General features: G+C 65.0%; 19 protein-coding genes and 1 tRNA gene. 11 read left to right on the forward strand and 9 right to left on the reverse strand.

All coding sequences use genetic code 11. From position 1 onward, the window contains the following. The first annotated feature begins 372 nt into the window (after positions 1–372). A complete protein-coding gene (locus BMI90_RS01750; RefSeq protein ID WP_078525345.1) occupies positions 373–1,884 on the forward strand; it encodes a YifB family Mg chelatase-like AAA ATPase in 1,512 nt (503 codons plus the stop codon). On the opposite strand, the gene BMI90_RS01755 is transcribed toward BMI90_RS01750, so the two are convergent. From BMI90_RS01755 to rsmI, 4 genes are read right to left on the reverse strand one after another with little or no spacing between them, the layout of a single operon-like run. Continuing rightward, on the reverse strand, positions 1,865–2,752 hold the full coding sequence (locus tag BMI90_RS01755; RefSeq protein ID WP_246831474.1) for an alpha/beta hydrolase: 888 nt from the start codon (positions 2,750–2,752) through the stop codon (positions 1,865–1,867). The two genes, BMI90_RS01750 and BMI90_RS01755, sit on opposite strands and share 20 nt — an antisense overlap. Before the next feature lie 22 nt (positions 2,753–2,774). Continuing rightward, complete coding sequence (gene gshB, locus BMI90_RS01760) at positions 2,775–3,716, reverse strand: glutathione synthase (protein WP_078525349.1); 942 nt, start codon at positions 3,714–3,716, stop codon at positions 2,775–2,777. Positions 3,717–3,775: 59 nt separating this feature from the next. Further along, positions 3,776–4,141 carry a YraN family protein gene (locus tag BMI90_RS01765; RefSeq protein WP_078525351.1) on the reverse strand — a complete coding sequence of 122 codons (366 nt, stop codon included), beginning with the start codon at positions 4,139–4,141 and terminating at the stop codon, positions 3,776–3,778. Further along, positions 4,138–5,016 carry a 16S rRNA (cytidine(1402)-2'-O)-methyltransferase gene (gene rsmI, locus BMI90_RS01770; protein WP_078527156.1) on the reverse strand — a complete coding sequence of 293 codons (879 nt, stop codon included), beginning with the start codon at positions 5,014–5,016 and terminating at the stop codon, positions 4,138–4,140. Before rsmI ends, BMI90_RS01765 begins: the two co-directional genes overlap by 4 nt. A 146-nt stretch (positions 5,017–5,162) precedes the next feature. On the opposite strand from rsmI, the gene BMI90_RS01775 reads away from it, so the two are divergent. From BMI90_RS01775 to murJ, 3 genes are all read left to right on the forward strand, one after another. Next, positions 5,163–6,338 carry a penicillin-binding protein activator gene (locus BMI90_RS01775; RefSeq protein WP_078525353.1) on the forward strand — a complete coding sequence of 392 codons (1,176 nt, stop codon included), beginning with the start codon at positions 5,163–5,165 and terminating at the stop codon, positions 6,336–6,338. A gap of 102 nt (positions 6,339–6,440) precedes the next feature. Further along, complete coding sequence (locus BMI90_RS01780; RefSeq protein WP_246831491.1) at positions 6,441–9,161, forward strand: [protein-PII] uridylyltransferase; 2,721 nt, start codon at positions 6,441–6,443, stop codon at positions 9,159–9,161. A gap of 1 nt (position 9,162) precedes the next feature. Beyond that, positions 9,163–10,716: a murein biosynthesis integral membrane protein MurJ gene (murJ, locus tag BMI90_RS01785; protein ID WP_078525357.1), complete on the forward strand. Its 1,554-nt coding sequence runs from the start codon at positions 9,163–9,165 to the stop codon at positions 10,714–10,716. Positions 10,717–10,725: 9 nt separating this feature from the next. On the opposite strand, the gene BMI90_RS01790 is transcribed toward murJ, so the two are convergent. Then, positions 10,726–11,730 (reverse strand): hypothetical protein, encoded by a 1,005-nt coding sequence (locus BMI90_RS01790; RefSeq protein WP_078525359.1) that lies wholly within the window; start codon positions 11,728–11,730, stop codon positions 10,726–10,728. A gap of 58 nt (positions 11,731–11,788) precedes the next feature. Between BMI90_RS01790 and BMI90_RS01795 the strand changes: the two genes are divergently transcribed. Then, entirely contained in the window at positions 11,789–12,205 is a 417-nt protein-coding gene (locus BMI90_RS01795) for a hypothetical protein (RefSeq protein ID WP_078527158.1), read from the forward strand. A gap of 55 nt (positions 12,206–12,260) precedes the next feature. On the opposite strand, the gene BMI90_RS01800 is transcribed toward BMI90_RS01795, so the two are convergent. Next, positions 12,261–12,344 (reverse strand) — tRNA-Tyr (locus BMI90_RS01800). A 127-nt stretch (positions 12,345–12,471) separates the two neighbouring features. Between BMI90_RS01800 and rlmB the strand changes: the two genes are divergently transcribed. Continuing rightward, positions 12,472–13,245, forward strand: coding sequence for a 23S rRNA (guanosine(2251)-2'-O)-methyltransferase RlmB (gene rlmB, locus BMI90_RS01805; protein WP_078525360.1), 774 nt, complete (start codon positions 12,472–12,474; stop codon positions 13,243–13,245). A 264-nt stretch (positions 13,246–13,509) separates the two neighbouring features. Further along, on the forward strand, positions 13,510–13,929 hold the full coding sequence (locus BMI90_RS01810) for a CoA-binding protein (RefSeq protein WP_078525362.1): 420 nt from the start codon (positions 13,510–13,512) through the stop codon (positions 13,927–13,929). Positions 13,930–13,959: 30 nt separating this feature from the next. On the opposite strand, the gene trpS is transcribed toward BMI90_RS01810, so the two are convergent. After that, complete coding sequence (gene trpS, locus BMI90_RS01815; RefSeq protein WP_078525364.1) at positions 13,960–15,000, reverse strand: tryptophan--tRNA ligase; 1,041 nt, start codon at positions 14,998–15,000, stop codon at positions 13,960–13,962. Between the two features lie 127 nt (positions 15,001–15,127). Here trpS and BMI90_RS01820 point away from each other — a divergent pair, with 127 nt between their 5' ends. The 4 genes from BMI90_RS01820 (at position 15,128) to BMI90_RS01835 (ending at position 22,434) form a co-directional block, all read left to right on the forward strand. Continuing rightward, a complete protein-coding gene (locus BMI90_RS01820) occupies positions 15,128–15,814 on the forward strand; it encodes a rhomboid family intramembrane serine protease (RefSeq protein WP_078525366.1) in 687 nt (228 codons plus the stop codon). Between the two features lie 133 nt (positions 15,815–15,947). Further along, the gene (locus tag BMI90_RS01825) at positions 15,948–17,231 is read left to right on the forward strand and encodes an O-acetylhomoserine aminocarboxypropyltransferase/cysteine synthase family protein (RefSeq protein WP_078525368.1); all 1,284 of its coding nucleotides are present in this window, start codon (positions 15,948–15,950) and stop codon (positions 17,229–17,231) included. A 181-nt stretch (positions 17,232–17,412) separates the two neighbouring features. After that, positions 17,413–20,403, forward strand: coding sequence for a hypothetical protein (locus BMI90_RS01830; protein WP_078525370.1), 2,991 nt, complete (start codon positions 17,413–17,415; stop codon positions 20,401–20,403). A 138-nt stretch (positions 20,404–20,541) separates the two neighbouring features. After that, the gene (locus BMI90_RS01835) at positions 20,542–22,434 is read left to right on the forward strand and encodes a monovalent cation:proton antiporter-2 (CPA2) family protein (RefSeq protein WP_078525372.1); all 1,893 of its coding nucleotides are present in this window, start codon (positions 20,542–20,544) and stop codon (positions 22,432–22,434) included. A 110-nt stretch (positions 22,435–22,544) separates the two neighbouring features. Here the strand turns inward: BMI90_RS01835 and BMI90_RS01840 are convergent, their stop codons facing one another. Both BMI90_RS01840 and fdxA read right to left on the reverse strand, forming a co-directional pair. Then, positions 22,545–23,054 carry a CarD family transcriptional regulator gene (locus BMI90_RS01840; RefSeq protein ID WP_078527160.1) on the reverse strand — a complete coding sequence of 170 codons (510 nt, stop codon included), beginning with the start codon at positions 23,052–23,054 and terminating at the stop codon, positions 22,545–22,547. Positions 23,055–23,373: 319 nt separating this feature from the next. Then, positions 23,374–23,715, reverse strand: a complete 342-nt coding sequence (fdxA, locus tag BMI90_RS01845) for a ferredoxin FdxA (RefSeq protein ID WP_078525374.1) — start codon at positions 23,713–23,715, stop codon at positions 23,374–23,376. Positions 23,716–23,756 lie beyond the last annotated feature (41 nt).

Below are 23,756 nucleotides of genomic sequence, written 5' to 3' on the forward strand. Positions count from 1 at the left end.
CTCACGGAAATGTTGATTTTGAGCTGTAACTTTGTGCGCAGGCTGCCCTTGACGCGTGAATTTTGTAAAAAACAATGGGATTTCAAATTCATAAGCCATGCTTACCGTATGATCTTGAGCGCCACATATCGTAAGCCTGCTCACGAATACTTGACCGGCTGTAACGCTGCGCCATACGAACCTGCGCAAGAATGCGAAATTGGTTGTGCAATCACGCGCAAAATCAACGAATTGGAGCCTCCTGGCCGAATGACGGCAGCGAGCATCGAGCGCCTGAGTCGGCGCCTTCTCAGCCCTCTAAGTGCGCCTATCGAACGTTAACCTTTCCTAAACCATGCTCCCCTAGCACTGGGACGAGCACCCGGAGAGGAAATGGTCAGCCAGAGCTACACGGTCGCGTTCGAAGGGGTGGAGGCCCGGCTGGTCGAGGTGCAATGCGCACTCTCCGACGGGCTTCCGGCTTTCGCGGTCGTGGGGCTGCCGGACAAGGCTGTGCAGGAAGCGCGTGAGCGGGTGCGTGCAGCGCTTGGCGCGCTCGGCGTGGCGCTTCCGATGCAGCGGATCACGGTCAATCTCTCGCCGGCCGATCTGCCAAAGGAAGGTTCGCATTTCGACCTGCCCATCGCGCTGGCACTGCTGGGAGCGATCGGGCTCGTACCGCGCGACAAGCTCGAAGCCCTTGTCGCACTCGGGGAGCTATCCCTCGACGGCAGGTTGCTGGCAGTCGCCGGCGCGCTGCCCGCGGCAATGGCCGCCGCAACCAGCGAGCGGAGCTTGATCTGCCCGAAAGCCTCCGGCGCCGAAGCCGCCTGGGTCGGCGCGACCGAGGTGTTCGCGCCCGCCACACTTTCCGCCGCGATCGACCATCTGACAGGGCGCGCGCCGCTCGACCCAGCCCGCCCCGGCCTCATCTCGCCCGATCCGCACCCGCGCGACCTGCGGGACGTGAAGGGGCAGGAACGGGCCAAGCGCGCGCTGGAGATCGCAGCCGCAGGCCGCCACCACCTGATGATGATCGGTGCGCCCGGCTCGGGCAAATCCATGCTCGCCGCGCGCCTGCCCTCGATCCTGCCGGAAATGAGCCCCGAGGAGATGCTGGAAACCTCGATGATCCATTCGCTCTCGGGACTGATCAACGAGGGCGGGATTTCGCGCGCGCGCCCGTTCCGCGAGCCCCATCACACCGCCTCGATGGCCGCGATGATCGGCGGCGGGCGCGGCGCGCGGCCCGGCGAAGTGAGCCTTGCCCATAATGGCGTGCTGTTCATGGACGAATTTCCCGAATTCCCCCGGGCCGTGCTCGAAACCCTTCGGCAGCCGATCGAAACCGGGGAAGTCGTCGTCTCGCGCGCCAATGCGCATATGCGCTACCCCTGCCGCTTCCTGCTCGTCGCGGCAGCGAACCCATGCAAATGCGGCTATCTCGGCGATGCCGAGCGCGCCTGCTCGCGCGCCCCCTCTTGCGGCGAGGATTACCTTGCACGGATCTCCGGGCCGCTGATGGACCGGTTCGATCTGCGGCTCGAAGTGCCGCCTGTCCGTTACGCGGATCTCGATCTTCCCGCGACCGGAGAAAACTCGGGCGCGGTCGCGGCCCGCGTGGCCCAAGCGCGCGCGCTCCAGTCCCGGCGATTTGCCAAAGCTCCGACGGTGCGGGTCAATGCCGAGGCGGAAGGCGCGCTGCTCGAGGAAATCGCGACGCCCGATGCGGAGGGCCGCGCGCTGCTGTCGCGCATGGCCGAACGGGTCGGCCTCTCGGCGCGAGGCTATCACCGGGTTTTGCGGGTCGCGCGCACGATTGCCGATCTCGATGCCGAAGACGCGGTGCGCCAGCCCCATATCGCAGAGGCGCTGAGCTACCGGATCACCGCGCAGGCAGGTTGAGCATCGCGCGCGCAGCCTTCGCCGCATCTTCGAGCGCCGCCCGCGCCTCGGGCACGCGCCCGTCGAAGAACTGCCAGACATGCGGAGCGTCAGGCCAGCTTTGCACCGTCACACTCGCGCCGAATTCGCGCAACCGGTCGGCCATGCGCAACGCGTCGTCAGCCAGGATCTCGGTCATCGAATGCTGGATCAGGACCGGCGGCGCATCGGGGAAAGCGGCAAAGAGCGGAGAGACTTCGGGATCGCTCGCGGGATGGCCTTGCAGCGCCAGATCCACCGTGTCCCCGATCCGCTCCACCGGCAACAGCGCATCCTTGCGGGCATTCGTGCGCAGGCTGCCCCCCGAACAGGTCAGGTCGGTCCAGGGCGAGAAGGCGATCACGCCCGCGGGCGCCCGCCCCTGCCGGCAAAGCCGTCCCAGAAGCGAAAACGCCAACCCGCCACCGGCGCTATCACCCGCAAGAACGATCTGCGCGGGCTCATAGCCCGCAGCAATAAGCCCATCGAAGGCCGCCTGAGCATCCGCAATCGCCGCCGGAAACGGCGCCTCGGGCGCGAGCCTGTAGTCGACCGCCAGAACTTCGATCCCGCTCAGCTGCGCCAGTCGCGCGGCGACACCGCGATACATCCAGGGCGAACCCGCGATATAGCCGCCGCCGTGGAAATAGAGGATCACCTTGCCGATCGAGGTCTGGCCCACGCGCAACGACAAGGCCGGCCGCCCTCCGAGCGTTGTCTGCAACAGGCACAGGCCTTCGGGTTCGCGCACCACCCAGCTCGCCATCCGCTCCATCTCGCGCCGCGTTGCAGCCGGTTCGCGGAACCGTCGCACCATCGGCTTGGCCGCGATCCGCAGCCAGGCGTTCAAGAATCTGAGCCGGATAGACATGTCAGCCCCGCTTTGCCTCGATGGCCTCCCAGATCCGCGCAGCGATATTCACGCCGTCGAACCGCTCAAGTTCCTGAATGCCCGTGGGCGAGGTCACGTTGATCTCGGTAAGCCAGTCGCCGATCACGTCGATGCCAACGAAGATCTGCCCTTTCTCGCGCAGGACCGGCCCGATCGCGGCGCAAATCTCCCGATCGCGCGCGGTCAGTTCGACCTTCTCGGGCCGCCCCCCGACATGCATGTTCGAGCGCGTCTCGCCCTCGGCGGGCACGCGGTTGATCGCGCCGACCGCTTCGCCATCGACGAGAATGATCCGCTTGTCGCCTTTCGAAACCGCGGGCAGGAACTTCTGGGCAATCAGCGGCTCGCGATTGATCCCCATGAAGAGCTCGTGCAGCGAGGACAGGTTGCGATCGTTCGGATCGAGCCGGAAGACGCCTGCGCCACCATTGCCATAAAGCGGCTTGAGGATGATGTCGCCATGCTTGGCCTTGAAATCGCGAATCACCGACAGATCCCGCGCAATCAGCGTCGGCGGCGTGAGATCGGGGAAATTCAGCACCAGAAGCTTTTCAGGCGAATTGCGCACCCAGAACGGATCGTTGACGACAAGCGTCTGCGGATGGATCCGCTCGAGCAGATGCGTCGTCGTGATATACCCCATGTCGAACGGCGGATCCTGGCGCAGCCAGACGACATCCCAATCCGCGAGGTCGACTTCGGTTTCCTCGCCAAGCGTGAAATGATTGCCCCGCTCGCGCCGCACCGTCAGCGGCCATCCCCGCGCAAGGATCCGCCCCTCGCGATAGATCAGCCGGTCAGGCGTATAGTAGAACAGCTCATGGCCCCGCGCCTGCGCCTCTTCGGCGATGCGAAAGGTACTGTCGGCCCCGATATCGATCGCTTCGATCGGGTCCATCTGAATTGCGACTTTCAAACCCATTCGCGCCCCCTTTCATTGCAGCCTTGATGCAATGTGGCGCGCGCCAATGCAATCTCAACTCACATTCCGAGATAGGCATTCTCCAGAACCCGGATTTTCCCGACCTCATCGACCAGCGCGAGGTCGAAGCGGACCTTGCGATTGGTATTGGCCGGCACGGGATGGCGCATCAGATACTCTTCGACCGAGATGCAGATCCGCCGCATCTGGCGCGGACTGAGACGTTCGGCGGCCCGGGCATGCCTGCGCGATTTCTTCACCTCGATGAAGATCAGCATTTCACCGTCGCGCGCGATCAGGTCGATCTCTCCGCCGAAACGACCGCGCCAACGATGTGCCGCCACTTCGCGCCCATCGCGCTCATAGAGACGCGCGACCTGCTCTTCGGCAGCAAGCCCGGAATAATAGGACAAAGCTCCGCTCATTTTTCCTTCTCCAATGCCAGCGCGGCCTGATACACCTTTCGCCGCGGCAGCCCGGTCTGGGCCACGACCTCATCCACGGCATCACGCAGACTTGCCTGTGCCATGACCTCCCGCAGCCGTTCCTCGAGTTCCTCCGCCCCGATCTCCACCGCATGGGCGCGGTCGATCACGAGCACGATTTCCCCTTTCACGGGGGTTTCTTCGAGGCTCTCGGAGATCTCGCTCAGGCTACCCCGGCGGACCTCTTCGAAGCGTTTGGTCAGTTCACGACACAGCGCCGCTTGCCGTTCTTCTCCGAAGGTTTGCACGCAGTCCCTTAACATTTCGCGAATGCGTTTGGGACTTTCATAAAAGACGAGTGTCGCCGGGACAGTCTTGAACTCCGACAACCAGTTGAGCCGTGCACCGCGGGTATTGGGGGCGAATCCGGCGAACAGGAAACGATCGCTTGGCAGGCCCGACAGGGTCAGTGCAGTCAGCACCGCCGAAGGCCCCGGAGCGCTGTGCAGCGCAAATCCCGCCTCGATCACCGCGCGGGCGAGCTGGTAGCCGGGATCGGCCACCAGCGGAGTACCAGCCTCCGAAGCATAGACGACGCTGCGCCCATCCTCGATCGCGCGGAGAATTTTCGGGCGCATCGCGGCCCCATTGTGGTCGTGATAGGCCAGTAGCGGGCGACCGGCGAGCGGGACGCCATGGATCTCCATGAGGTGACGCAAGCTGCGGGTATCCTCGGCCGCCAGAACATCCGCGGTGCGCAGCAGGTCGAGCGCGCGCAGGGTGATGTCGCGCGCGGCCCCGATCGGCGTCGCGATAAAGTAGAGCCCGGCGGCAAGCCCGCCCTTGCTGCGCGCTTGCGCCTCTGCGCTCGGCATGGTTTCGCCGGTTTCGTCTGGCTCCTGCATGGGCCCTCTCATCCGCTGCGTGGATCGTTTACTTCGCGCCGGGTTATGCGTAGGCTCGGCCGCGCGCCATAGCGCTTCGCGCACCAGTTTTCCCGAACGCCCATAAAGGACGTAGCATGTTTGATCTTCTCCGTAACCCCCGTGCCCTCGCTGCCCGAATCGTCGCGGTTTTCGCGCTCTTCTGGCTTGCCGCCTGTCAGCCCGGAAGTATGGGGAATACCGGCCAGCGCATCGACACGAGCGCGCCTGTGAAGGTCGCGTTACTGGTGCCTGCGGGTTCGGGCAATGCCGGAGACGAAACCCTCGCCGCCCAGCTGCGCAACGCCGCGAACATGGCGATCGCCGATCTGCAGGGCGTGAAGATCGACCTCCAGGTCTACAACACCGCCGGCAGCCCCGCGCAGGCGGCGGCGATGGCGAGCAAGGCGGTCGACGAGGGCGCGAAGATCATTCTCGGGCCGGTCTATGCGGAATCGGCCAACGCTGCGGGCCTCGCGGTCGCCTCGCGCAATGTCAACGTGCTCGCCTTCTCGAACGTCACCAGCGTGGCTGGCGGCAATGTCTTCGTGCTTGGCCCGACGTTCGAAAACACGGCCAACCGGCTCGTGTCCTACGCGGTGCGCCAGGGCAAGCGCCGGATCATGGTCGTGCATGAGCAGACCACCGCAGGCGAGATCGGCGCACAGGCGATCCAGACCGCGATCTCGCGCCGAGGCGGCGCGCTCGCGGGCGTTGCCTCCTACCCGTTCTCCCAGCAAGGGCTGGTCGATGCGATGCCGCAGATTGCAGGCCGCGTGAAAGCCGGCGATATCGATGCGGTCTTCATGACGGCAGATACCGCAGGTGCGTTGCCCTTGCTCACTCAGCTCATGTCCGAACAGGGCGTGAACCCGCAGAGCACGCAATACCTCGGCCTCACCCGCTGGGACATCCCGCCGGCGACGCTCGCGCTGCCGGGCGTGCAGGGCGGCTGGTTCGCCAAACCCGATCCGGGTCTCCAGGCACAATTCGCGGCGCGCTACCAGGCGGCCTATGGCTCGGCGCCGCTCGCGATCGCGGGGCTGGGTTATGACGGCATCGCCGCGATCGGCGCGCTCGTGAAATCGGGCAATCCGAACGCGCTGACCAAACAGGCGCTGACCCAGCGCTCGGGCTTCGTCGGGGTCAACGGCGTCTTCCGCCTCCTGCCCGACGGCACCAACGAACGCGGGCTTGCCATCGCGCAGGTCCAGAACGGCCAGGCCGTGGTGATCGACCCCGCGCCGCGCAGCTTCGGCGGAGCCGGGTACTGACCCGCGCCCTTCCATGACATCAGAGGGCCCGAGAAGGAACGAGACCGAGAAGTGAGCACCAAGACCGACCTCGCCCCGGACCAGTCCGGGGCGCCCCTTCTTCTGAATGGCGACCATCTCTTCGAAGCGCTTGATGCCGCGATCGGGGATCTGAGCGAACCGCGCGAGATCCGTGCCGCCACCGTCTCCTTCCTCGCCGAGGAGCGCGCCCGCGCCAATGACTGGATCGAGGCGGATTTCCGAACCCACCCGCGCGCTGCGCGGGCAACCGTCGAAGCCTACGCGCAGATGACCGACGGCATCGTGCGATCGGTGCTGCGCATCGCCACGACCCGGCTGCACCGGCTCGGCACGCCGACCGAGGCCGAGCGCTTCGCAGTGCTGGCGGTGGGCGGTTATGGCCGCGCCGAGATGGCCCCCCATTCCGATGTCGATCTGTTGTTTCTGACCCCCTACAAGATCACCCCCTGGGCCGAGAGCGTGGTCGAATCCATGCTCTACATCCTGTGGGACCTGAAGCTGAAGGTCGGCCACTCCTCGCGCACGCTCGACGATTGCATCCGGCTCGGGCGCGAGGACATCACGATCCGCACCGCGCTTCTCGAACACCGCTGCGTGGGTGGCGACGAGAAACTGGCCGAAGCGCTTTCGCAGCGGTTGCGGCACGATCTTTTCGAGGGCAGCGAGGCCGAGTTCATCGAGGCGAAACTGGCCGAACGCTCGGCCCGCCACCGGCGTCAGGGCGGGCAGCGCTATGTGCTCGAACCCAACGTCAAGGAAGGCAAGGGCGGCCTGCGCGACCTGCAGACGCTCTACTGGATCGGCAAATATATCCACCATGTCGGTCGGGCGCGCGAGCTGATGGAGATCGGCGCCTTCTCACCCGAGGAATACGAGACGTTCCACGATGCCGAGGATTACCTCTGGGCGGTGCGTTGCCACCTGCACCTGATCGCGCGGCGCGCCGCCGATCAGCTGACATTCGACATGCAGGTCGAGGTGGCCGAGCGGATGGGCTATCGCGATCTCGCGGGCCGTCGCGCAGTCGAGGTCTTCATGCAGGATTATTTCCGTCACGCGACCGCCGTTGGGGATGTGACCCGGATCTTCCTCACCAAGCTCGAAGCGCAGCATGTGAAGAGCGCGCCGGTGCTGCAGCGCATCTTCCGCAGGCGGCGCAAGCTCAAGGCGCCCTATTCCGAGCAGAACGGGCGTATCAACGTGGCCGACGAACAGGCTTTTCTCGGCGATCCCGTCAACCTGCTGCGGCTCTTCGAGGAAGGGCTGCGTACGGGGATGCTGATCCACCCGGACGCGATGCGGCTGGTCTCGGCCAATCTCGATCTGATCGACGACGAGATGCGCAACAATCGCGAGGCGCAACGGATTTTCCTCGACCTGCTGCTGAAGCACGGCAATCCCGAACGCGCGCTGCGGCGGATGAACGAGCTGGGTGTTCTCTCCGCCTTCATTCCCGAATTCGAGCCGATCGTCGCGATGATGCAGTTCAACATGTATCACAGCTACACGGTGGACGAGCACACGATCCAGGTCGTCTCGACACTGGCCCAGATCGAGCGGCGCGAACTGATCGAAGACCTGCCTCTGAGCTCGCACATCCTCGAGGAGGGGATCAATCGCAAGGTGCTCTATGTGGCGCTGTTGCTGCACGATATCGGCAAGGGGCGGCCCGAGGATCATTCGATCCTGGGAGCCAGGATCTCGCGCAAGGTGGCACCGCGTCTCGGGCTCAATCAGGAGGAGTGCGAAACAGTCGAATGGCTGGTGCGCCATCACCTGTTGATGTCGGATGTGGCGCAGAAACGCGATCTGAGCGACCCGCGCACGATCCGCGATTTCGCGCGACAGGTGAAGTCGCGCAAGCGGCTCGACCTGCTGACCGTGCTGACCGTGTGCGACATTCGAGGGGTCGGGCCGAACGTGTGGAACAACTGGAAAGCGACGCTGCTGCGCAAACTCCACGCCGAGACTTCGCTTGCGCTCGAACACGGGCTCGAAGCGATCAATCGCGAGCAGCGCACCGACGAAGCCAAGCGCGCGCTGCGCGAAGTGCTCGAGACGCTGGGCGACTGGGACGCGCGCGAGATCCGCACCGAGCTCGGGCGTCATTACGATCCCTATTGGCAGTCGCTCAACACCGCCAATCACGAGATTTTCGCACGATTGCTGCGCGGGCTTGGCGACAATGAGATCCGCATCGATCTGCACCCCGACGACGATCACGACGCGACGCGGGCGAGTTTCGCACTCGCCGACCACCCCGGCATCTTCTCGCGGCTCGCGGGCGCTCTGGCGCTGGTCGGTGCGAACGTGGTCGATGCGCGCACCTACACGTCTAAGGACGGTTACGCGACGGCGGTATTCTGGATTCAGGATGCCGAGGGCCACCCTTACGAAGCCTCCAAGCTGTCCCGCCTGCGCGGCATGATCGAGAAGACGCTGAAGGGCGAAGTGGTCGCACGCGACGCGCTCAAGGATCGCGACAAGATCAAGAAGCGCGAGCGGGAGTTCAAATTCCCGACCCATATCACCTTCGACAATGAGGGCTCGGATATCTACACGATCATCGAGGTCGATACACGCGACCGCCCCGGCCTGCTTTATGACCTGACGCGGGCGCTGGCCTCGAACAATATCTCGATCTCCTCGGCGGTGATCGCAACCTACGGGGCGCAGGTGGTCGACAGCTTCTACGTCAAGGACATGTTCGGGCTGAAGCTGCATTCCAAATCGCGTCAGGAGGCTTTGGAAAACCGTCTGCGCGATGCCATCGCGTCGGGCGCGAAACGAGCGGGCAACTGACATGAAACCGATCCGGCTGGTGCGCGGCTTCATGACGGTGGGCGGCTGGACGATGGCGAGCCGCGTGCTCGGCTTCGCCCGAGACATGATGATCGCGGCTTTCCTCGGCGCAGGCCCGGTGGCCGAGGCGTTCCTCGTGGCGTTCTCGCTCCCCAACCTCTTCCGTCGCTTCTTCGCCGAGGGGGCGTTCAACACCGCCTTCATCCCGATCTTCTCGAAGAAGCTCGAAGGGGGCGAGGATGCGCAAGGGTTCGCCCGCGAGGCGATGGGCGGGCTGGCCTCGGTGCTGATCGTTCTCACGCTGATCGCCTCGGCCGCGATGCCGTGGCTGGTGCTGGCGATGGCTTCGGGCTTTGCCTCCGATGAGCGTTTCGAGATCGCGACGACCTATGGGCGCATCGCCTTTCCCTATATCCTTTTCATCTCGCTTGGCGCTCTGCTCTCGGGCGTGCTGAATGCCGCCGGCCACTTCGCCGCCGCAGCCGCCGCGCCTGTGCTGCTGAACGTGACCTTCGTCATTGCGATGCTTCTGGCGGATCATTTCGGTCTGCCGGTGGGCGATGCGCTGGCCTGGTCGGTGCCGCTCGCGGGGGTGGCGCAATTGGCGCTGGTCTGGGTCGCGGCATGGCGTACTGGCTTCAGAATCATCCCGGCCCGACCGCGCCTGAGCCCCGATATGAAACGCCTGATCCGCATCGCGATCCCGGCGATGCTGGCCGGTGGCGTCGTTCAGATCAACCTGCTGGTGGGCCGTCAGGTCGCCTCGCATTTCGACGGCGCGATTGCCTGGCTCAACTATGCCGACCGGCTTTATCAACTGCCCTTGGGCGTGGTGGGCATCGCAATCGGCGTGGTGCTGCTACCGGACCTGTCGCGCCGGTTGCGTGCCCGTGACGTGGCGGGCAGCCGCTATTCCTTCTCGCGCGCGGGCGAATTCGCGCTGCTGCTGACGGTTGGCCCCGCTGTGGCGCTTCTGGTCGCGGCGCAGCCCATCGTCTCGGTCCTCTTCGAGCGCGGGCAGTTCACCCATGACGACACCATCGCCACCGCTTGGGCCACCGCGATCTACGGGCTGGGACTACCCGCCTTCGTGCTGCAAAAGGTGCTGCAACCGCTCTATTTCGCCCGCGAGAATACTCGCACACCGTTCAATTACGCGCTGGTCGCGATGGTGGTGAATGCGGTGCTGGCGATCGGCCTTTCACCCTTCATCGGTTATCTCGCCGCCGCCTGCGGCACCACTTTCGCCGCTTGGGCCATGGTCGGGCAGCTCTGGCTCGGCTCGCGTTCGATGGGAGAGGCTGCGCATTTCGATCACCGCTTCCACCGCCGCCTGCCGCGCATCGTGGTTTCGGCTCTGGTGATGGGAGCGGCGATCTGGGTCGTGACCTGGGCCGCTCCGGGCCTCTTCACCGTGCCGGGACTGCGCGCATTGGCGCTGCTGGGGCTCGTGCTGTTCGGGATGGCGGTCTATTTCGGCACTGCGATCGCGATCGGCGCGATGCACATGGCCGATCTCAGGGGCGCGGTGCGCAAGGGCCCGGGCGGCGCCTGACGCCGACCCTTAGCGCAGCCAGAGCTTCGCGCGCTTGATCCGGTTGCGCAGCATCTTCTCGGTGCGCGGCATTCCCTCGCTCGCGATGATCTCGCGCAGTTTGCGGCCCTTGCCCTGATAGATCAGCTTCTTCGCAGGCTCGTAGAGCTTGAGCACCTTCTTGATCGGGTTTGGCGCCACGACCGTCTCGACCATCTCGATTGCCGCATCGCTTTCGCGCGCATAGAGCAGCGGCAGCGCACGGTAATGGCAGCTCACCGCCCCGTCGAGCCCGTCGAGCTCGGGCCCCGGCCTTCCGCCTCCGAAGGAATGGATCACCAGCGGCAGCGCCACCTGATCGAGCCAGGGATCAAGCGACTGACACGCGAGCTCGTCAGGCGTCTCGTCGCGAATAGCCCGGGCATAATTCAGGAAGCGCGCGCCGAACTCTGCCGGATCCGCCCCGAAGAACCAGCCCGCGTTGAAATACATGTAGCGCCGCCAATACTCGTCGGGTTGGCTCGGATCGAGCGTCTCCTCGAACCCGTCGAGGCCAAACTTGTCGTAAAGCGATTTCCAGATCGCAGTATAGCCGGGCCCGTAAAGCGGCGGCTCGGGCCAGGTCCCCGTGCGGCGCATCGAGGCGGAGGGCTTCGTGAAATCGAAACCCACATCCGAGAGCGGACCGGTGAAGACCGTATCGGTATCGAAGAAGACGAAAGGCTCGCCCGCAGGCAGCGCCGCAAGAGCTTCGATCTTGTTGCCATAGGGATAGGACTGGCCGAAGACCTTGCTTTCGAAAGGCACGATTTCGGCCCCTGCCCCTTCCAGAATCGCGCGCACCGGCCCCGAGATTCGCACTTCCTCGGACCAGCGCGGCCCGGGTTGCGGTTCGGCCACCAGAAGCCTGCCGGCGAAATCGGGATTGGCCGCGCGGAAACTCAGCACGAACAGAATAGCCTCGTATTCCAGACGACCCGATTGTGCGATGCAGAAGACGTTGAAGGGTTGAGGTCTCGGGGTTTTCGCCGTCATACTGCCGCCCAGGGAGGATTTTTGCGCAGTATAGCGAGAAAGCCCGGGGGTGAAAGTGATGAGCGTGCGGAAGTTGAGCGGGGCCGTACTCGCAGCGATGCTGGTGGCGGCGCCGGTGGCAGCGCAGAATTTCACCACCGCCGCCGAGGTCCGCCCGATCCTCGACATGACCCGCGATTCCTGGGTGGCGATCCGCGAACGCGGTGACAAGGATCTGGTCTATTTCACCCATCTTCTCGCCTGGCGCTGCGGGCTGAGCGAGATCCGCTACGGCTTCAACGGCGCGGCCCCCAACGCGAAATTCAAGATGGAAAAATGCCACGAAGGCAGCGCCCAGCCCAATGCGATCTCGGGCGACAATGTCTTCGTGTCGCAGCCCAAGGGGTCGGTGAAGGACGTCCGCGTGAAGCTGATCTACGATGACGGCAGCTCCGAGGAAGCCCGCTTCAAGCGCAACGCAGTGCTCTCACGATGAACCGCCTGCAAGCCCCGGAGGCTTGCGAGATCACCAGTTCCGAAAAGGGGGGAAGTGGTGGGTGACCCTGGAATCGAACCAGGCATGGGTCTCCCCGGCGGAGTTACAGTCCGCTGCCGCACCTTGCAGCACGTCACCCGACGCTTGGCGGGAGATACAAAAGGGGGCGGGGGGCGTCAAGAGCCGGATTTGCGAAAAATCGCGCTCCGAGATCGCCGCTTGCCAAAGCCCGCCTTTGCGCGCAGGTAGGGGCAAAGGAGACAGCGATGAAAAAACCGGCCTGGGTGATCGAAAAGGAACGTGCCAAGCGCGCAGCGGCATCGGAAACGGTGTGGCTGTTCGGCCTGCACGCGGTGCGCGATGCGCTCCAGAACCCGATGCGCGAGAGACTTCGGCTGGTCTGCTCGAAGAATGCCGCCGACAAGCTGTCCGACGCGATCGCTGCCTCGGGCATGGAGCCCGAGATCGTCGATGTGCGCAAGTTCGACAAACACGTGCCGATCTCGCAGGATTCGGTGCATCAGGGCGCGGCCCTCGAGGTCAAACCGCTCGACTGGGGCGCGCTGAAGGATGTCTGCTATGATGCACGCATCGTGGTGCTGCTCGACCGGGTGACCGACCCGCATAACGTGGGCGCGATCCTGCGCTCTGCCGAGGTGTTCGGCGCTGCCGCCGTGATCGCCCCGCACCGCCATTCCGCCCCCGAGACCGGGGCGCTCGCCAAGACCGCGAGCGGCGCGTTGGAGCGTCAGCCCTATCTGCGCGTGAAGAACCTCTCCGACGCGATGGAGGAGCTACGTTCGATGGGGTTCCGGCTGCTTGGCCTCGCGGGCGAGGCGAACATGAGCCTCGAGGACGGGCTGAGCGAGGCCGGGATGGAGCCGGTGGCGCTTGTGCTTGGCGCCGAAGGTCCGGGCCTGCGCGAGAAAACCCGCGAGACCTGCGACCGGCTGGTGCGCATCCCCTTCGCCGGGGAGTTCGGCTCGCTCAACGTCTCGAACGCCGCGGCCGTGTCGCTCTATGCGGCGGCGAACCGCTGATTTTCACAAGAACGCGAGCTTGTGGCGCGAAGGTCTTTAAGACCGGCGGGGGGCTTCCTATCTCATTAACAGAAGCGCCGCTCCGGAACCGCAGCGCTTCTAGTTCACTGTCCCTCGTTCCGCCACTTATGCGCCCTTGCTTCATGCTCGGGCGCATTTTTCTTTGGCGGGAAAGCGAATGGACAGGGCAACCCCGCCGTCGGCGCGTTCTTGAAGCGCCCCGGCATTTGTCCCTATACCAAGAAGGCAAGACAGGAGGCCCCGATGCAAGACGAGATCCGCGATATTCTGCGCGAGGCGAAGGTGATCGCCGTGGTGGGGATTTCCCACAAGACCGATCGCCCCTCCTACGATGTCGCGCGTTACCTGCAATCGAAGGGCTACCGGGTCATCCCGGTCAATCCCGGCCTCGCTGGGCAGGCGTTGCTGGGTGAGACGGTCTATGCCGATCTCGGAGCGATCCCGGACGAGATCGAGGTGGACATGGTGGATGTGTTCCGGCGCTCCGAGGCCGTGCCCGAGGTGGTCGAGGACGCGCTCGCCCATCTGCCCAAGCTGCGCACGATCTGGATGCAGCTTGGCGTCACGCATGAAGAGGCTGCGGAAAAGGCGCGCGCGAAGGGCGTGCGCGTCGTGATGAACCGCTGCCCGAAAATCGACTATCCGCGCCTGATGATGGGCTGAGGGGGCAAGCCGCCCCCTCCCCCCGTTCAATCAGCGCGAGCGGATCATTCCCATGATCTCGAGCGTGCGCGCGAGGATCGGCTGCGCAATTTCGTCAGCGCGATTTGCACCGTCGCCCAGGATCCGGTCGATCTCGGCAGGGTCGTTCATCAGCCGGGTCATCTCATCCGAGATCGGCGCGAGTTTCGCGACCGCGAGCTCAGCCAGCGCCGGTTTGAACTTGCCGAAGCCCTCGCCGCCGAACTCGCCCAGCACCTGGTCCGGCGTCATGTCCGCCAGCGCCGCGTAGATGTTCACGAGATTGCGTGCCTCGGGCCGGTCCTTGAGCCCGTCCAGCTCGGAGGGCAGCGGCTCGGGATCGGTCACGGCCTTGCGGATCTTCTTCGCGATCGTGTCGGCATCGTCGGTCAGGTTGATGCGGCTCGCATCCGACGGGTCGGATTTCGACATCTTCTTCGTGCCGTCGCGCAGGGACATCACGCGGGTCGCGGCGCCCTCGATCAGAGGCTCGGGAGCGGGGAAGAACTCGGTCTTGAAGTCATGGTTGAACTTCGCCGCGATGTCGCGGGTCAGCTCCACATGCTGCTTCTGGTCCTCGCCCACCGGCACCATCGTCGCGTGATACAGCAGGATGTCGGCGGCCATCAGCGCGGGATAGGCGTAAAGGCCAAGCGAGGCCTTCTCGGCATTCTTGCCCGCCTTGTCCTTGAACTGGGTCATCCGGTTCATCCAGCCCAGACGCGCCACGCAGTTCAGGAGCCATGCCAGTTCCGCATGGGCCGACACTTGCGATTGGTTGAACAGGATCGAGCGTTTCGGATCGACGCCCGAGGCGATGAAGGCGGCGGCGGCTTCGCGAGTGTTGCGGCGCAGCGCTTCGGGGTCTTGCCAGACCGTGATCGCGTGCAGGTCGACAAGGCAATAGATCGTCTCGATCCCCTCATCCTGCTTCTGGGCAAAGCGCTTGAGCGCGCCCAGATAGTTGCCCAGCGTCAACCCGCCCGAGGGCTGGATGCCTGAGAAGATCCGCGGTTTGAAATTGGCGTTCGGGGTTTGCGCGTCGTCGCTCATCTGATGCTCCTGATCTGCGGGGGGTGGAAGCCCGCCTCCTGCGGTTCCCGGGGTGGAAATCCGCTCCCCGCTCGCTTATCGCTAAAGCGCATAGGGCGCAACTGAGCCCCGGCGAATTGGAGACGAGATGCGCGACGGCTATGATGAGAACCCGGTGAACCCGCTCCCCCCGGTGGTGTGGCTGCTCGCGCTGCCGATCATCGCGACCGAGCTGTTCTTCGCGATGGGGAGCAGCGGTTTGATCGGTGGGCCGGGCGCTGCGGGCTGGCGGCTCGATGCGCTGCAGAAATTCGCCTTCTCGCCGCAGCTGATGCGCGCCATGGTCGAAACCGGGCAATACCCGCCCGAACATCTGATGCGGTTGGTGACCTATCCGTTCGTGAATGCCTCCGTGACCCAGGCGATCTTCGTGCTCGTCTTCCTTCTGGCGCTTGGCAAGATGGTGGGCGAGGTCTTCTCGAACCTCGCCGTGGCATTGGTGTTCCTCGGCGCGAGCATCGCCGGCGCTCTGATCTATGGCGCGATGCCATTCACCGAGATCGGACTCTATGGCGGCTATCCGGGCGATTACGGGCTGATCGGCGCGTTCACCTGGATCCTGTGGACACGGCTGGGGCAGGAGAACGCGAACCAGTTGCGGGCCTTCTCGCTGATCGGCGCGCTGATGGGGATCCAGTTGATCTTCGCGATGATCTTCGGCGCACAGCCCGACTGGATCGCAGATATCGCGGGGTTCGCGACCGGCTTCGTGCTGAGCTTCCTCGTCGCCCCCGGCGGGATGAAACGTACATTGGCGCGGCTGCGGCGGCGTTAATCCCGCAGGACAAGGGCAGCCGCCCCCACCGAGCCAAGAACGACTTCCCGGCGTTCCATCACCAAAAACGAATGTGTTTGAAGCCCCTCGGGTGCGCCGCTAACGTCGCGCCCGAGAACAGAGGAGCCCCGAGATGTCCGACTACAAATTCGACACGCTTCAGATCCACGCCGCCGCCGCGCCCGACCCGACCACCGGCGCATTGCAGGTGCCGATCTACCTGACCACCGCCTACGCGTTCAAGGATGCCGATCACGCGGCACGGCTCTTCAATCTCGAGGAAGTGGGCTACATCTATTCGCGCCTCACCAACCCGACGGTGATGAAGCTCGCCGAAAAGGTCGCGGTGCTCGAAGGCGGCGCGGGCGGGGTGGCCTGCTCCTCGGGGCACGCGGCACAGATCATGGCGCTCTTCCCGCTGATGGGGCCGGGGCTCAACGTGGTCGCGTCGACCCGGCTCTATGGCGGCACGATCACCCAGTTCAGCCAGACGATCAAACGCTTCGGCTGGTCGGCCAAGTTTGTCGATTTCGACGATCTCGACGCATTGGAAGAAGCGATCGACGAGAACACCCGCGCGATCTTCTGCGAGTCGATCTCGAACCCGGGCGGCTACATCACCGATATTCCAGCCGTAGCGAAACTGGCCGACAAGGCTGGCCTGCCGCTGATCGTCGACAACACGCTTGCCACACCCTACCTGTGCCGCCCGATCGAGATGGGCGCGACGCTCGTCGTGCACTCGCTGACCAAATACATGACCGGCAACGGCACCGTCACCGGCGGCTGCGTGATCGACAGCGGCAAGTTCGATTGGTCGGCCTCGGACAAGTTCCCCTCGCTCAGCGCGCCCGAGCCCGCCTATCACGGGTTGAAGTTCCACGAAGCGCTGGGGCCGATGGCCTTCACCTTCCACTCGATCGCGGTGGGGCTGCGCGACCTCGGCATGACGATGAACCCGCAAGGGGCGCATTACACGATGATGGGGCTCGAGACGCTGAGCTTGCGCATGGACAAACACGTCGCCAACGCCAAGGCCGTGGCCGAATGGCTCGAGAAGGACCCGCGCATCGATTTCGTGACCTATGCCGGACTCGAAAGCTCGCCCTGGCACGATCGCGTCGCCAAGGTCTGCCCGAAAGGCGCGGGCGCGCTTTTCACCGTCGCGGTGAAGGGCGGCTACGAGGCCTGCGTGAAGCTGGTGAACAATCTCAAGCTCTTCAGCCATGTCGCGAATCTGGGCGATGCGCGCTCGCTGATCATCCATTCCGCCTCGACCACGCATCGCCAGCTGACCGAGGCGCAGCAGATCGCGGCAGGCGCGGCGCCGAACGTGGTGCGGCTCTCGATCGGGATCGAGAATGCCGAGGATCTGATCGCCGATCTCGATCAGGCGCTGACGGCGGCAACCGCCTGATCCGCAAGCGTCCGATCGCAGGTTTTCACAATTTGGCTCGCCCCGGATCCGCTCCGGGGCGAGCTGACTGTGGAAAACCGGCAATCTGCCGCTCGCTCCCTCCGCGACGCTTTTCAGGGGCCGCAAACTGCTTTACGAAGATGTGAGTATCCAGCGTTCCTGACGGCCCAAGCCCACCCAAATGAAACCCGATTTTGCATTGATCCTTTCGCATGACGGCATCGCCCTGGTGCATCGCGCGAAAGAGGGTTGGCGGCTTCTTGGCGAGGTCTCGCTGGAAGACGACGATCCCGGCCCCGCGATCGAGGCATTGCGCGACAAGGCGCGCGCGCTTGCGCCGCGCGGGTTTGCCACCAAGCTGGTCCTGCCGGATTCGCAAATCCTCTACACGGCAATCTACGCACCTGGGCCGAGCCCCGCGCAGCGCCGCCGTCAGATCGAGGTCGCCCTCGAGGGGATGACCCCTTACCCCGTGCCGGACCTCGTCTACGATTTCGCAGGCGGCGGGCAGACTGTGCAGGTCGCCGTGATCGCACGCGAGACGCTGGGCGAGGCGGAAGGGTTCGCAGAAAGCTACGGCTTCAACCCGGTCAGCTTCGTCGCGGCCCCCGAGCTTGCGGATTTTCCCGGCGAGCCGCATTTCGGCCTGACCTCCGTCGCGGCGCGCTACATCCCCGAGGGCGCGCGGGTGGATCCCGATCCGCAGGTGATCATGCTCCTGCCCGAGCCGGTCGCAGCAATTGAGCCCGCCCCGGAGGCCATCGCCGAACCGCAGGCCGGGCCTGTCGCGGATATGCCCGCCTCTCCCGCGGCACCCGCGCTCGAAGCGGACGCCCGCGACGAAGCCGCCGAGCAGGATCCCGAGCCCGATACTGAAATTGCCCCGGAGCCTGACACCGGGCTGGAAGCCCTCGCCATAGAGCCTGAGCCTGAGCCTGAGCCTGAGCCTGAGCCTGAGCCTGAGCCTGAGCCTGAGCCTGAGCCTGAGAAGGCTGAGGCCAAGCTTCCTGTCACGCAAGAGCCCGCCGAGCTTTCCGACCCGGAGGAAGACGGGATCGAACCCGAGGAATTGGCCGAGCTGGGCGCGCTCGATCTGCCGCCCGAGCCGGTCGCGGATCTGCCGCAGGAAGCGGCGATGCTCGAAGGGCTGCTCGACGAGCCCCCCTCGACAGAGACAAGCGATGCGCCCCAGGTGGACGCCTCCGACGACATCGCACCTAAGACGACCGACGAGGCGTCGCCCGACGCCGCGCCAACGGACATGCCCGACGAGGCTGCATCCGAAGAATCCGCCGTGGATCTCCCGCCCAAGCTGCCCGAGAGTCTCATCGCAGCCTTTGCGACCCGTCGCGATCGGGACACCACGCAGGAGGAGACAGCGGCGCCGCGTCTCGGCGGCGTCGGCCGTCTGAGCCCGCCGCAGCCGGACCGCAAGAAGATCCTGACCGGAGAGGCCGGGATCAACGCACCCAAGCTCGATCTGCCCGAACCCGATCCGCGCTTCGCCCCTCCCGAGCCCAAGGCCACGGAAAAGGCGGCAAAGGCGATGGGGCGCGCCGCGCGCAAGGGGCTCGGCAGCACGGCGGCCCTTGGCCAGAAAACCGCGAAGGCGCTGACGAAATCCCGGGCGAAACCTGCGCAGGTTCCGCCGAAACCCGCCGATACGCCAACGGAAAAGACCGTCTTTGGGGGCGACAAGCGCGCTGCTGTACCCGGCAAGCCGCGCTATCTCGGCGCGATGTTGACCGGCGCGCTGGTGATCTTGCTGGCGATCATCGCGCTTTGGTCGAGCCTGCTCAAGGATCCCATCGGCCCCGAAGAAATCGCGCAGATCCCTGCCGCGCCGAGTGCACCCCCCGAGGTCTCGCAACCGGTCGAAACCGCGGCTGCGCCACAAGCCGACCCCTCCCCCGAGGCGGAACCGGTCGCGCCCGTTCCCGAGCCCCAACCCGAGGCGAGCGCGCCCGAGCCCCAGGCGCCCCCGGCCGAGATGCCCGCCTTGCCGCAAGTCACGCTCGCTCCGCCGCAGGTGACGACCGCGCCGGAAACCGAGACGCAATCCGGGTCTGAACCGGAGCCGACCGGCACGCTGTCGACCGCGAGCCCCGAAGGCATGCCGTCCTTCGACGCCACCCCGCTACCCCCGCCAGTGGCCGAGCCTGCCCCCGAGCCGGAGGTCACGCCGACCCCCGAGGGTACGCAGATGCCGGGCGGCTTCACGCTTTACGCCGGCAAACCCGATACCCTGCCCGCGCCGCGCCCCGATGCGGTAAGCGACGCCTATGCCGCGACCCTGCCGCCCACGCCCGACGCGACCTTCGAGGCAATCCCGGCGCTTCGCGGCTTCAGCCCCCGGCCCCGGCCCGACGATCTGACCGGCGCTGCGGCCGCGCCGCAACCCGCCCCTGCGACGCCTCCGGCGGATCAGACCGCCCCGCCGACGCCCACGCCGCCCGTCGACCAGGGCGCGCTCGATCCCGCGCTCCAACCGCACCCGGAGCTGCAAGATGCGCGTCCGACCGCCCGCCCCGAGGCCGTCACCCGTTTCGCGGCAAGTCAGGCGCCCGCAGGCGAACCTGCCGCCGCAGCCAATCCCCAACTCGCCGAGATCCGTCCCGAGCGTCGTCCCGCGACGATCCAGGAGGCCGTGCAGGGCGCAGTCGCCGCGCAAGATGCCGCCGCCGCCGCCAATAGCGACCCGTTCGCGGGCGCGACCGCGCTTGCGGTGGCACGCTCTGCGAATCCGCCGGAGAAACCGCGCAACTTCTCGCGTTCGGTCGAGCGCGCGCTGGCTGCGGCAATCGCTGCCGAGCCTGCGCCCTCCGTTGCCGTGGCGGCTGCCGCAGCACCCGCCGCAGCGCCCAAAGCCCAGCCGGTCGAGATCGACGAGCCCGAACCCGTCGCGCCTGCGCCCAAACTGCCGACTTCGGCTTCGGTCGCCAAACAGGCCACCGAAAAGAACGCGATCAACCTGCGCAAGATCAATCTGATCGGGCTTTACGGCTCTTCGTCGAACCGTCGCGCGCTGGTGCGTCTGGCCAATGGGCGCTTCGTGAAGGTGGGGGTGGGCGACCGGCTCGATGGCGGTCAGGTCACAGCGATCGGCTCGGGCCAGCTGACCTACAAGAAAGGCTCGCGTAGTTACACGCTCAAGCTGCTCGAAGGCAGCTGACGCAGAGCCGCCCCGCCGCCGCTGCATATCCCGCAACGCCGCGCCCTCTTGAACCCGCCCGTCCCGAAGCTACGCTAGAACTGACCGTTATTTTCTCAGGCGCACATCGCGCCCCAGCCCGAGGACGCACGCCCCGCGATGGAAAGCTTCCTGTTCCAAGCCACGCTCTATCTCGTTGCGATGGTTATCGCGGTGCCGCTGGCCTCACGTGCCGGGCTCGGCTCGGTCTTGGGCTACCTGATCGCGGGCATCCTGATCGGTCCGGTGACCGGGCTGTCGGGCGCGGAAATGAGCGACTTGCAGCACTTCGCGGAGTTCGGCGTGGTGATGATGCTCTTCCTGATCGGGCTCGAGCTGGAACCCCGTGCGCTCTGGGCGATGCGCGACAAGCTGATCGGCCTGGGCGGCATGCAGGTTCTGATCACGATGGTGCTGGTCACCGCGATCGTGATGGCGATGGGCGAGGATTTCCGCGTCTCGCTGGCGATCGGGATGACGCTGTCGCTGTCCTCGACCGCGATCGTGTTGCAGACGCTCAATGAAAAGCAGCTGATGCAGACCGCGGGCGGGCGGTCTTCCTTCGCAGTGCTTCTGACGCAGGATATCGCCGTGATCCCGATGCTCGCGCTGATGCCTCTTTTGGCGCTGCCGGGCGCTCGCGCCGTCGCGAAGGCCGATCATGGCGATCACGTCGTGGCCCGCCTCATCGACGCGCTACCCGCCTGGGGCGTGACCTTGATCACACTGGCGGCGGTGGTTTTCACGGTGCTGATCGGGCACTACCTCGTGCGGCCGCTGTTCCGCTTCGTCCAGACCGCGAAGCTGCGCGAAATCAACACCGCAATGGCCCTGCTGATCGTGGTGGGCATCGCGAGCCTGATGAACCTCGTGGGGCTTTCGCCCGCGCTCGGCACCTTCCTCGCCGGCGTGGTTCTCGCCGACAGCGAGTTCAAGCACGAGATGGAATCCGATATCGAGCCCTTCAAGGGACTCCTGATGGGGCTCTTCTTCATCACCGTCGGCGCGGGCATCAATTTCGCCGTCATCACGGCTCAGCCCTGGAACATCTTCGCCCTCGTGGGGCTGCTCGTCGGGCTGAAATCGGCGATCCTTTATGGCCTCGCCCGTGTCTTCAAACTGCGCGGCAAGGACCGCTCGCTCTTCACGCTGAGCCTCGCACAGGCGGGTGAATTCGGTTTCGTGCTCGTCTCATTTGCTGTCGGGCAGCGCATCTTGCCCAATGTTCTCGCCGAGAAGCTGCTGGTCGTCATCGCGCTGTCGATGCTGATCACGCCCTTGCTGTTCATCCTGCACGAGCAGATCGGCAAGCGCCTGCGCAGCTCGGACGCACCCGATCCCGACGCGATCGACGAACAGCAGCCGATCATCATCGCCGGCGTGGGCCGCTTCGGTCAGGTCGTGAACCGGCTGGTGACCATGTCGGGGCTGCGCACGACCGTTCTCGATGCAGACCTCAAGACGATCCAATTGATGCGCACCTTCGGCTTCAAGGGCTATTTCGGGGACCCCACGCGGCCGGACCTGCTCGCGGCGGCTGGCATCAATCAGGCACGCGTGCTGGTGGTGGCGCTCGACGGGCGAGAGCAAACCACGAAGCTGGTCGAATATGCCCGCAGGATCCGGCCCGATCTGCATATCGTGGCGCGCGCGCGCGACCGTACCCATGTGTTCGATCTCTACCGGGCTGGCGCGAACGACATCGTGCGCGAGATGTTCGACAGCTCACTGCGCGCAGGCCGGTACGTTCTGGAAAATGCCGGCCTGTCGGAATTCGAGGCGGCCGAACTCGAGAAACTGTTCTTCAAGCTGGACCGGGCTGCCGTGCGCGATCTCGCCAAGCTGTGGAAGCCGGGTGTACCGATGGAGCAGAACGCCGATTACATCGCGCGCACTAAGGAACTGAACGCCGATCTTGAAGCTGCGATGATGGAGCAGTTCCGCCGCCGTGACGATCGCGAGGAGAGCGACCGAGAGGCTCCAGGCACACTGGAGGGTGGGCCCGACGCGTGAGCTCACGCTGTGGACGCGGCGCCTATCTCTGAAAGCGGAAAAGCCCCGCTCACAACAAAAAACGCGAGGCCCGAAAGCCTCGCGTCTCAATCCGTCTATCCGTCTCGGGATCAGGCGGCGCGGCCGACCAGAACCTCGTCGACGGTTTTTGCGGCACGGGCCTCATCGGTACCCGACACGGCGGCGACTTCGCGGGTCAGGCGTTCGAGCGCGGCCTCGTAGAGCTGGCGCTCCGAATAGGACTGCTCGCGCTGGTCGTCATTGCGGTGCAGGTCGCGCACCACTTCGGCGATCGACAGCAGGTCGCCCGAATTGATCTTCTGTTCGTATTCCTGCGCGCGGCGCGACCACATCGCACGTTTGACCTTCGCCTTGCCCTTGAGGGTCTCAAGCGCCTTGGTCACGATGTCGGGCGAGGACAGGCTGCGCATACCCACTTCCGTCGCCTTGTTCGTCGGGACACGCAGGGTCATCTTGTCCTTCTCGAAGGAAATCACGAACAGCTCGAGCTTGAGCCCGGCGATTTCCTGTTCTTCGATGGACATGATCTTACCCACCCCATGCGCCGGATAGACGACGAAATCATTGGGGCGGAATTCGGTCTTCTTGGTTTTGGTCATGCGGTTCGTTTCCTTGCAGCCAGCCTCGAACCCCGGCATCAGGCGAGCACAAGACGCCCACGGGGCGCTTTGGCTCCGCGTTCGTCCGTTTATCGCGAGATCGCATCCGCAGGCGAGCAGGTCACTGCGAAAGGTGGAGTCGAAACTCTTATGTAACAATAATATAGCAGAAAACGCATGTATTTCAAAGCGCGATACGCTCGCGCTTTGTTGAACACCTTGTTTCCCAATGGGTTACGCAGCTAAAAGGGGCAACATGCCGCAGCGTAACCCAAGCTCCGAAGGCTCGAATCGACCCCCGGCGCGGTAGAATCGGGGATCAGCTGTCCCCTTCGCCCGGCTTCTCCGAGAAATACTTCTCGAGCTTGCCCGTCTCGCCATCATACTTCTCGGCTTCGGGCATCGGGTCTTTCTTCTGGGTGATGACCGGCCAAAGCTCGGAGTATTTCCGGTTCATCTCGACCCAGCTTTCCATCCCCGGCTCGGTGTCGGGACGGATCGCATCGGCGGGGCATTCTGGCTCGCACACACCGCAATCGATGCACTCGTCGGGATGGATCACCAGCGTGTTCTCACCCTCGTAGAAACAGTCCACCGGGCAGACCTCGACGCAGTCGGTATATTTGCAGTTTATGCAGTTGTCGATGACGACATAGGTCATGGCGAAACCCCGGTTTATCAGCTTCCTGACCCGTCCTAGCG

This window comes from Thioclava sp. L04-15 (assembly GCF_002020275.1).
Taxonomy (GTDB): domain Bacteria; phylum Pseudomonadota; class Alphaproteobacteria; order Rhodobacterales; family Rhodobacteraceae; genus Thioclava; species Thioclava marina.

What these genes read in the sequence shown, in the direction of transcription:
- BMI90_RS01750 (WP_078525345.1), top strand. Translation starts at nt 373, where the DNA reads ATGGTCAGCCAGAGCTACACGGTCGCGTTCGAAGGGGTGGAGGCCCGG.
- gshB (WP_078525349.1), bottom strand. Translation starts at nt 3,716, where the DNA reads ATGGGTTTGAAAGTCGCAATTCAGATGGACCCGATCGAAGCGATCGAT.
- BMI90_RS01765 (WP_078525351.1), bottom strand. Translation starts at nt 4,141, where the DNA reads ATGAGCGGAGCTTTGTCCTATTATTCCGGGCTTGCTGCCGAAGAGCAG.
- rsmI (WP_078527156.1), bottom strand. Translation starts at nt 5,016, where the DNA reads ATGCCGAGCGCAGAGGCGCAAGCGCGCAGCAAGGGCGGGCTTGCCGCC.
- BMI90_RS01775 (WP_078525353.1), top strand. Translation starts at nt 5,163, where the DNA reads ATGTTTGATCTTCTCCGTAACCCCCGTGCCCTCGCTGCCCGAATCGTC.
- murJ (WP_078525357.1), top strand. Translation starts at nt 9,163, where the DNA reads ATGAAACCGATCCGGCTGGTGCGCGGCTTCATGACGGTGGGCGGCTGG.
- BMI90_RS01790 (WP_078525359.1), bottom strand. Translation starts at nt 11,730, where the DNA reads ATGACGGCGAAAACCCCGAGACCTCAACCCTTCAACGTCTTCTGCATC.
- BMI90_RS01795 (WP_078527158.1), top strand. Translation starts at nt 11,789, where the DNA reads ATGAGCGTGCGGAAGTTGAGCGGGGCCGTACTCGCAGCGATGCTGGTG.
- rlmB (WP_078525360.1), top strand. Translation starts at nt 12,472, where the DNA reads ATGAAAAAACCGGCCTGGGTGATCGAAAAGGAACGTGCCAAGCGCGCA.
- BMI90_RS01810 (WP_078525362.1), top strand. Translation starts at nt 13,510, where the DNA reads ATGCAAGACGAGATCCGCGATATTCTGCGCGAGGCGAAGGTGATCGCC.
- trpS (WP_078525364.1), bottom strand. Translation starts at nt 15,000, where the DNA reads ATGAGCGACGACGCGCAAACCCCGAACGCCAATTTCAAACCGCGGATC.
- BMI90_RS01820 (WP_078525366.1), top strand. Translation starts at nt 15,128, where the DNA reads ATGCGCGACGGCTATGATGAGAACCCGGTGAACCCGCTCCCCCCGGTG.
- BMI90_RS01825 (WP_078525368.1), top strand. Translation starts at nt 15,948, where the DNA reads ATGTCCGACTACAAATTCGACACGCTTCAGATCCACGCCGCCGCCGCG.
- BMI90_RS01830 (WP_078525370.1), top strand. Translation starts at nt 17,413, where the DNA reads ATGAAACCCGATTTTGCATTGATCCTTTCGCATGACGGCATCGCCCTG.
- BMI90_RS01835 (WP_078525372.1), top strand. Translation starts at nt 20,542, where the DNA reads ATGGAAAGCTTCCTGTTCCAAGCCACGCTCTATCTCGTTGCGATGGTT.
- BMI90_RS01840 (WP_078527160.1), bottom strand. Translation starts at nt 23,054, where the DNA reads ATGACCAAAACCAAGAAGACCGAATTCCGCCCCAATGATTTCGTCGTC.
- fdxA (WP_078525374.1), bottom strand. Translation starts at nt 23,715, where the DNA reads ATGACCTATGTCGTCATCGACAACTGCATAAACTGCAAATATACCGAC.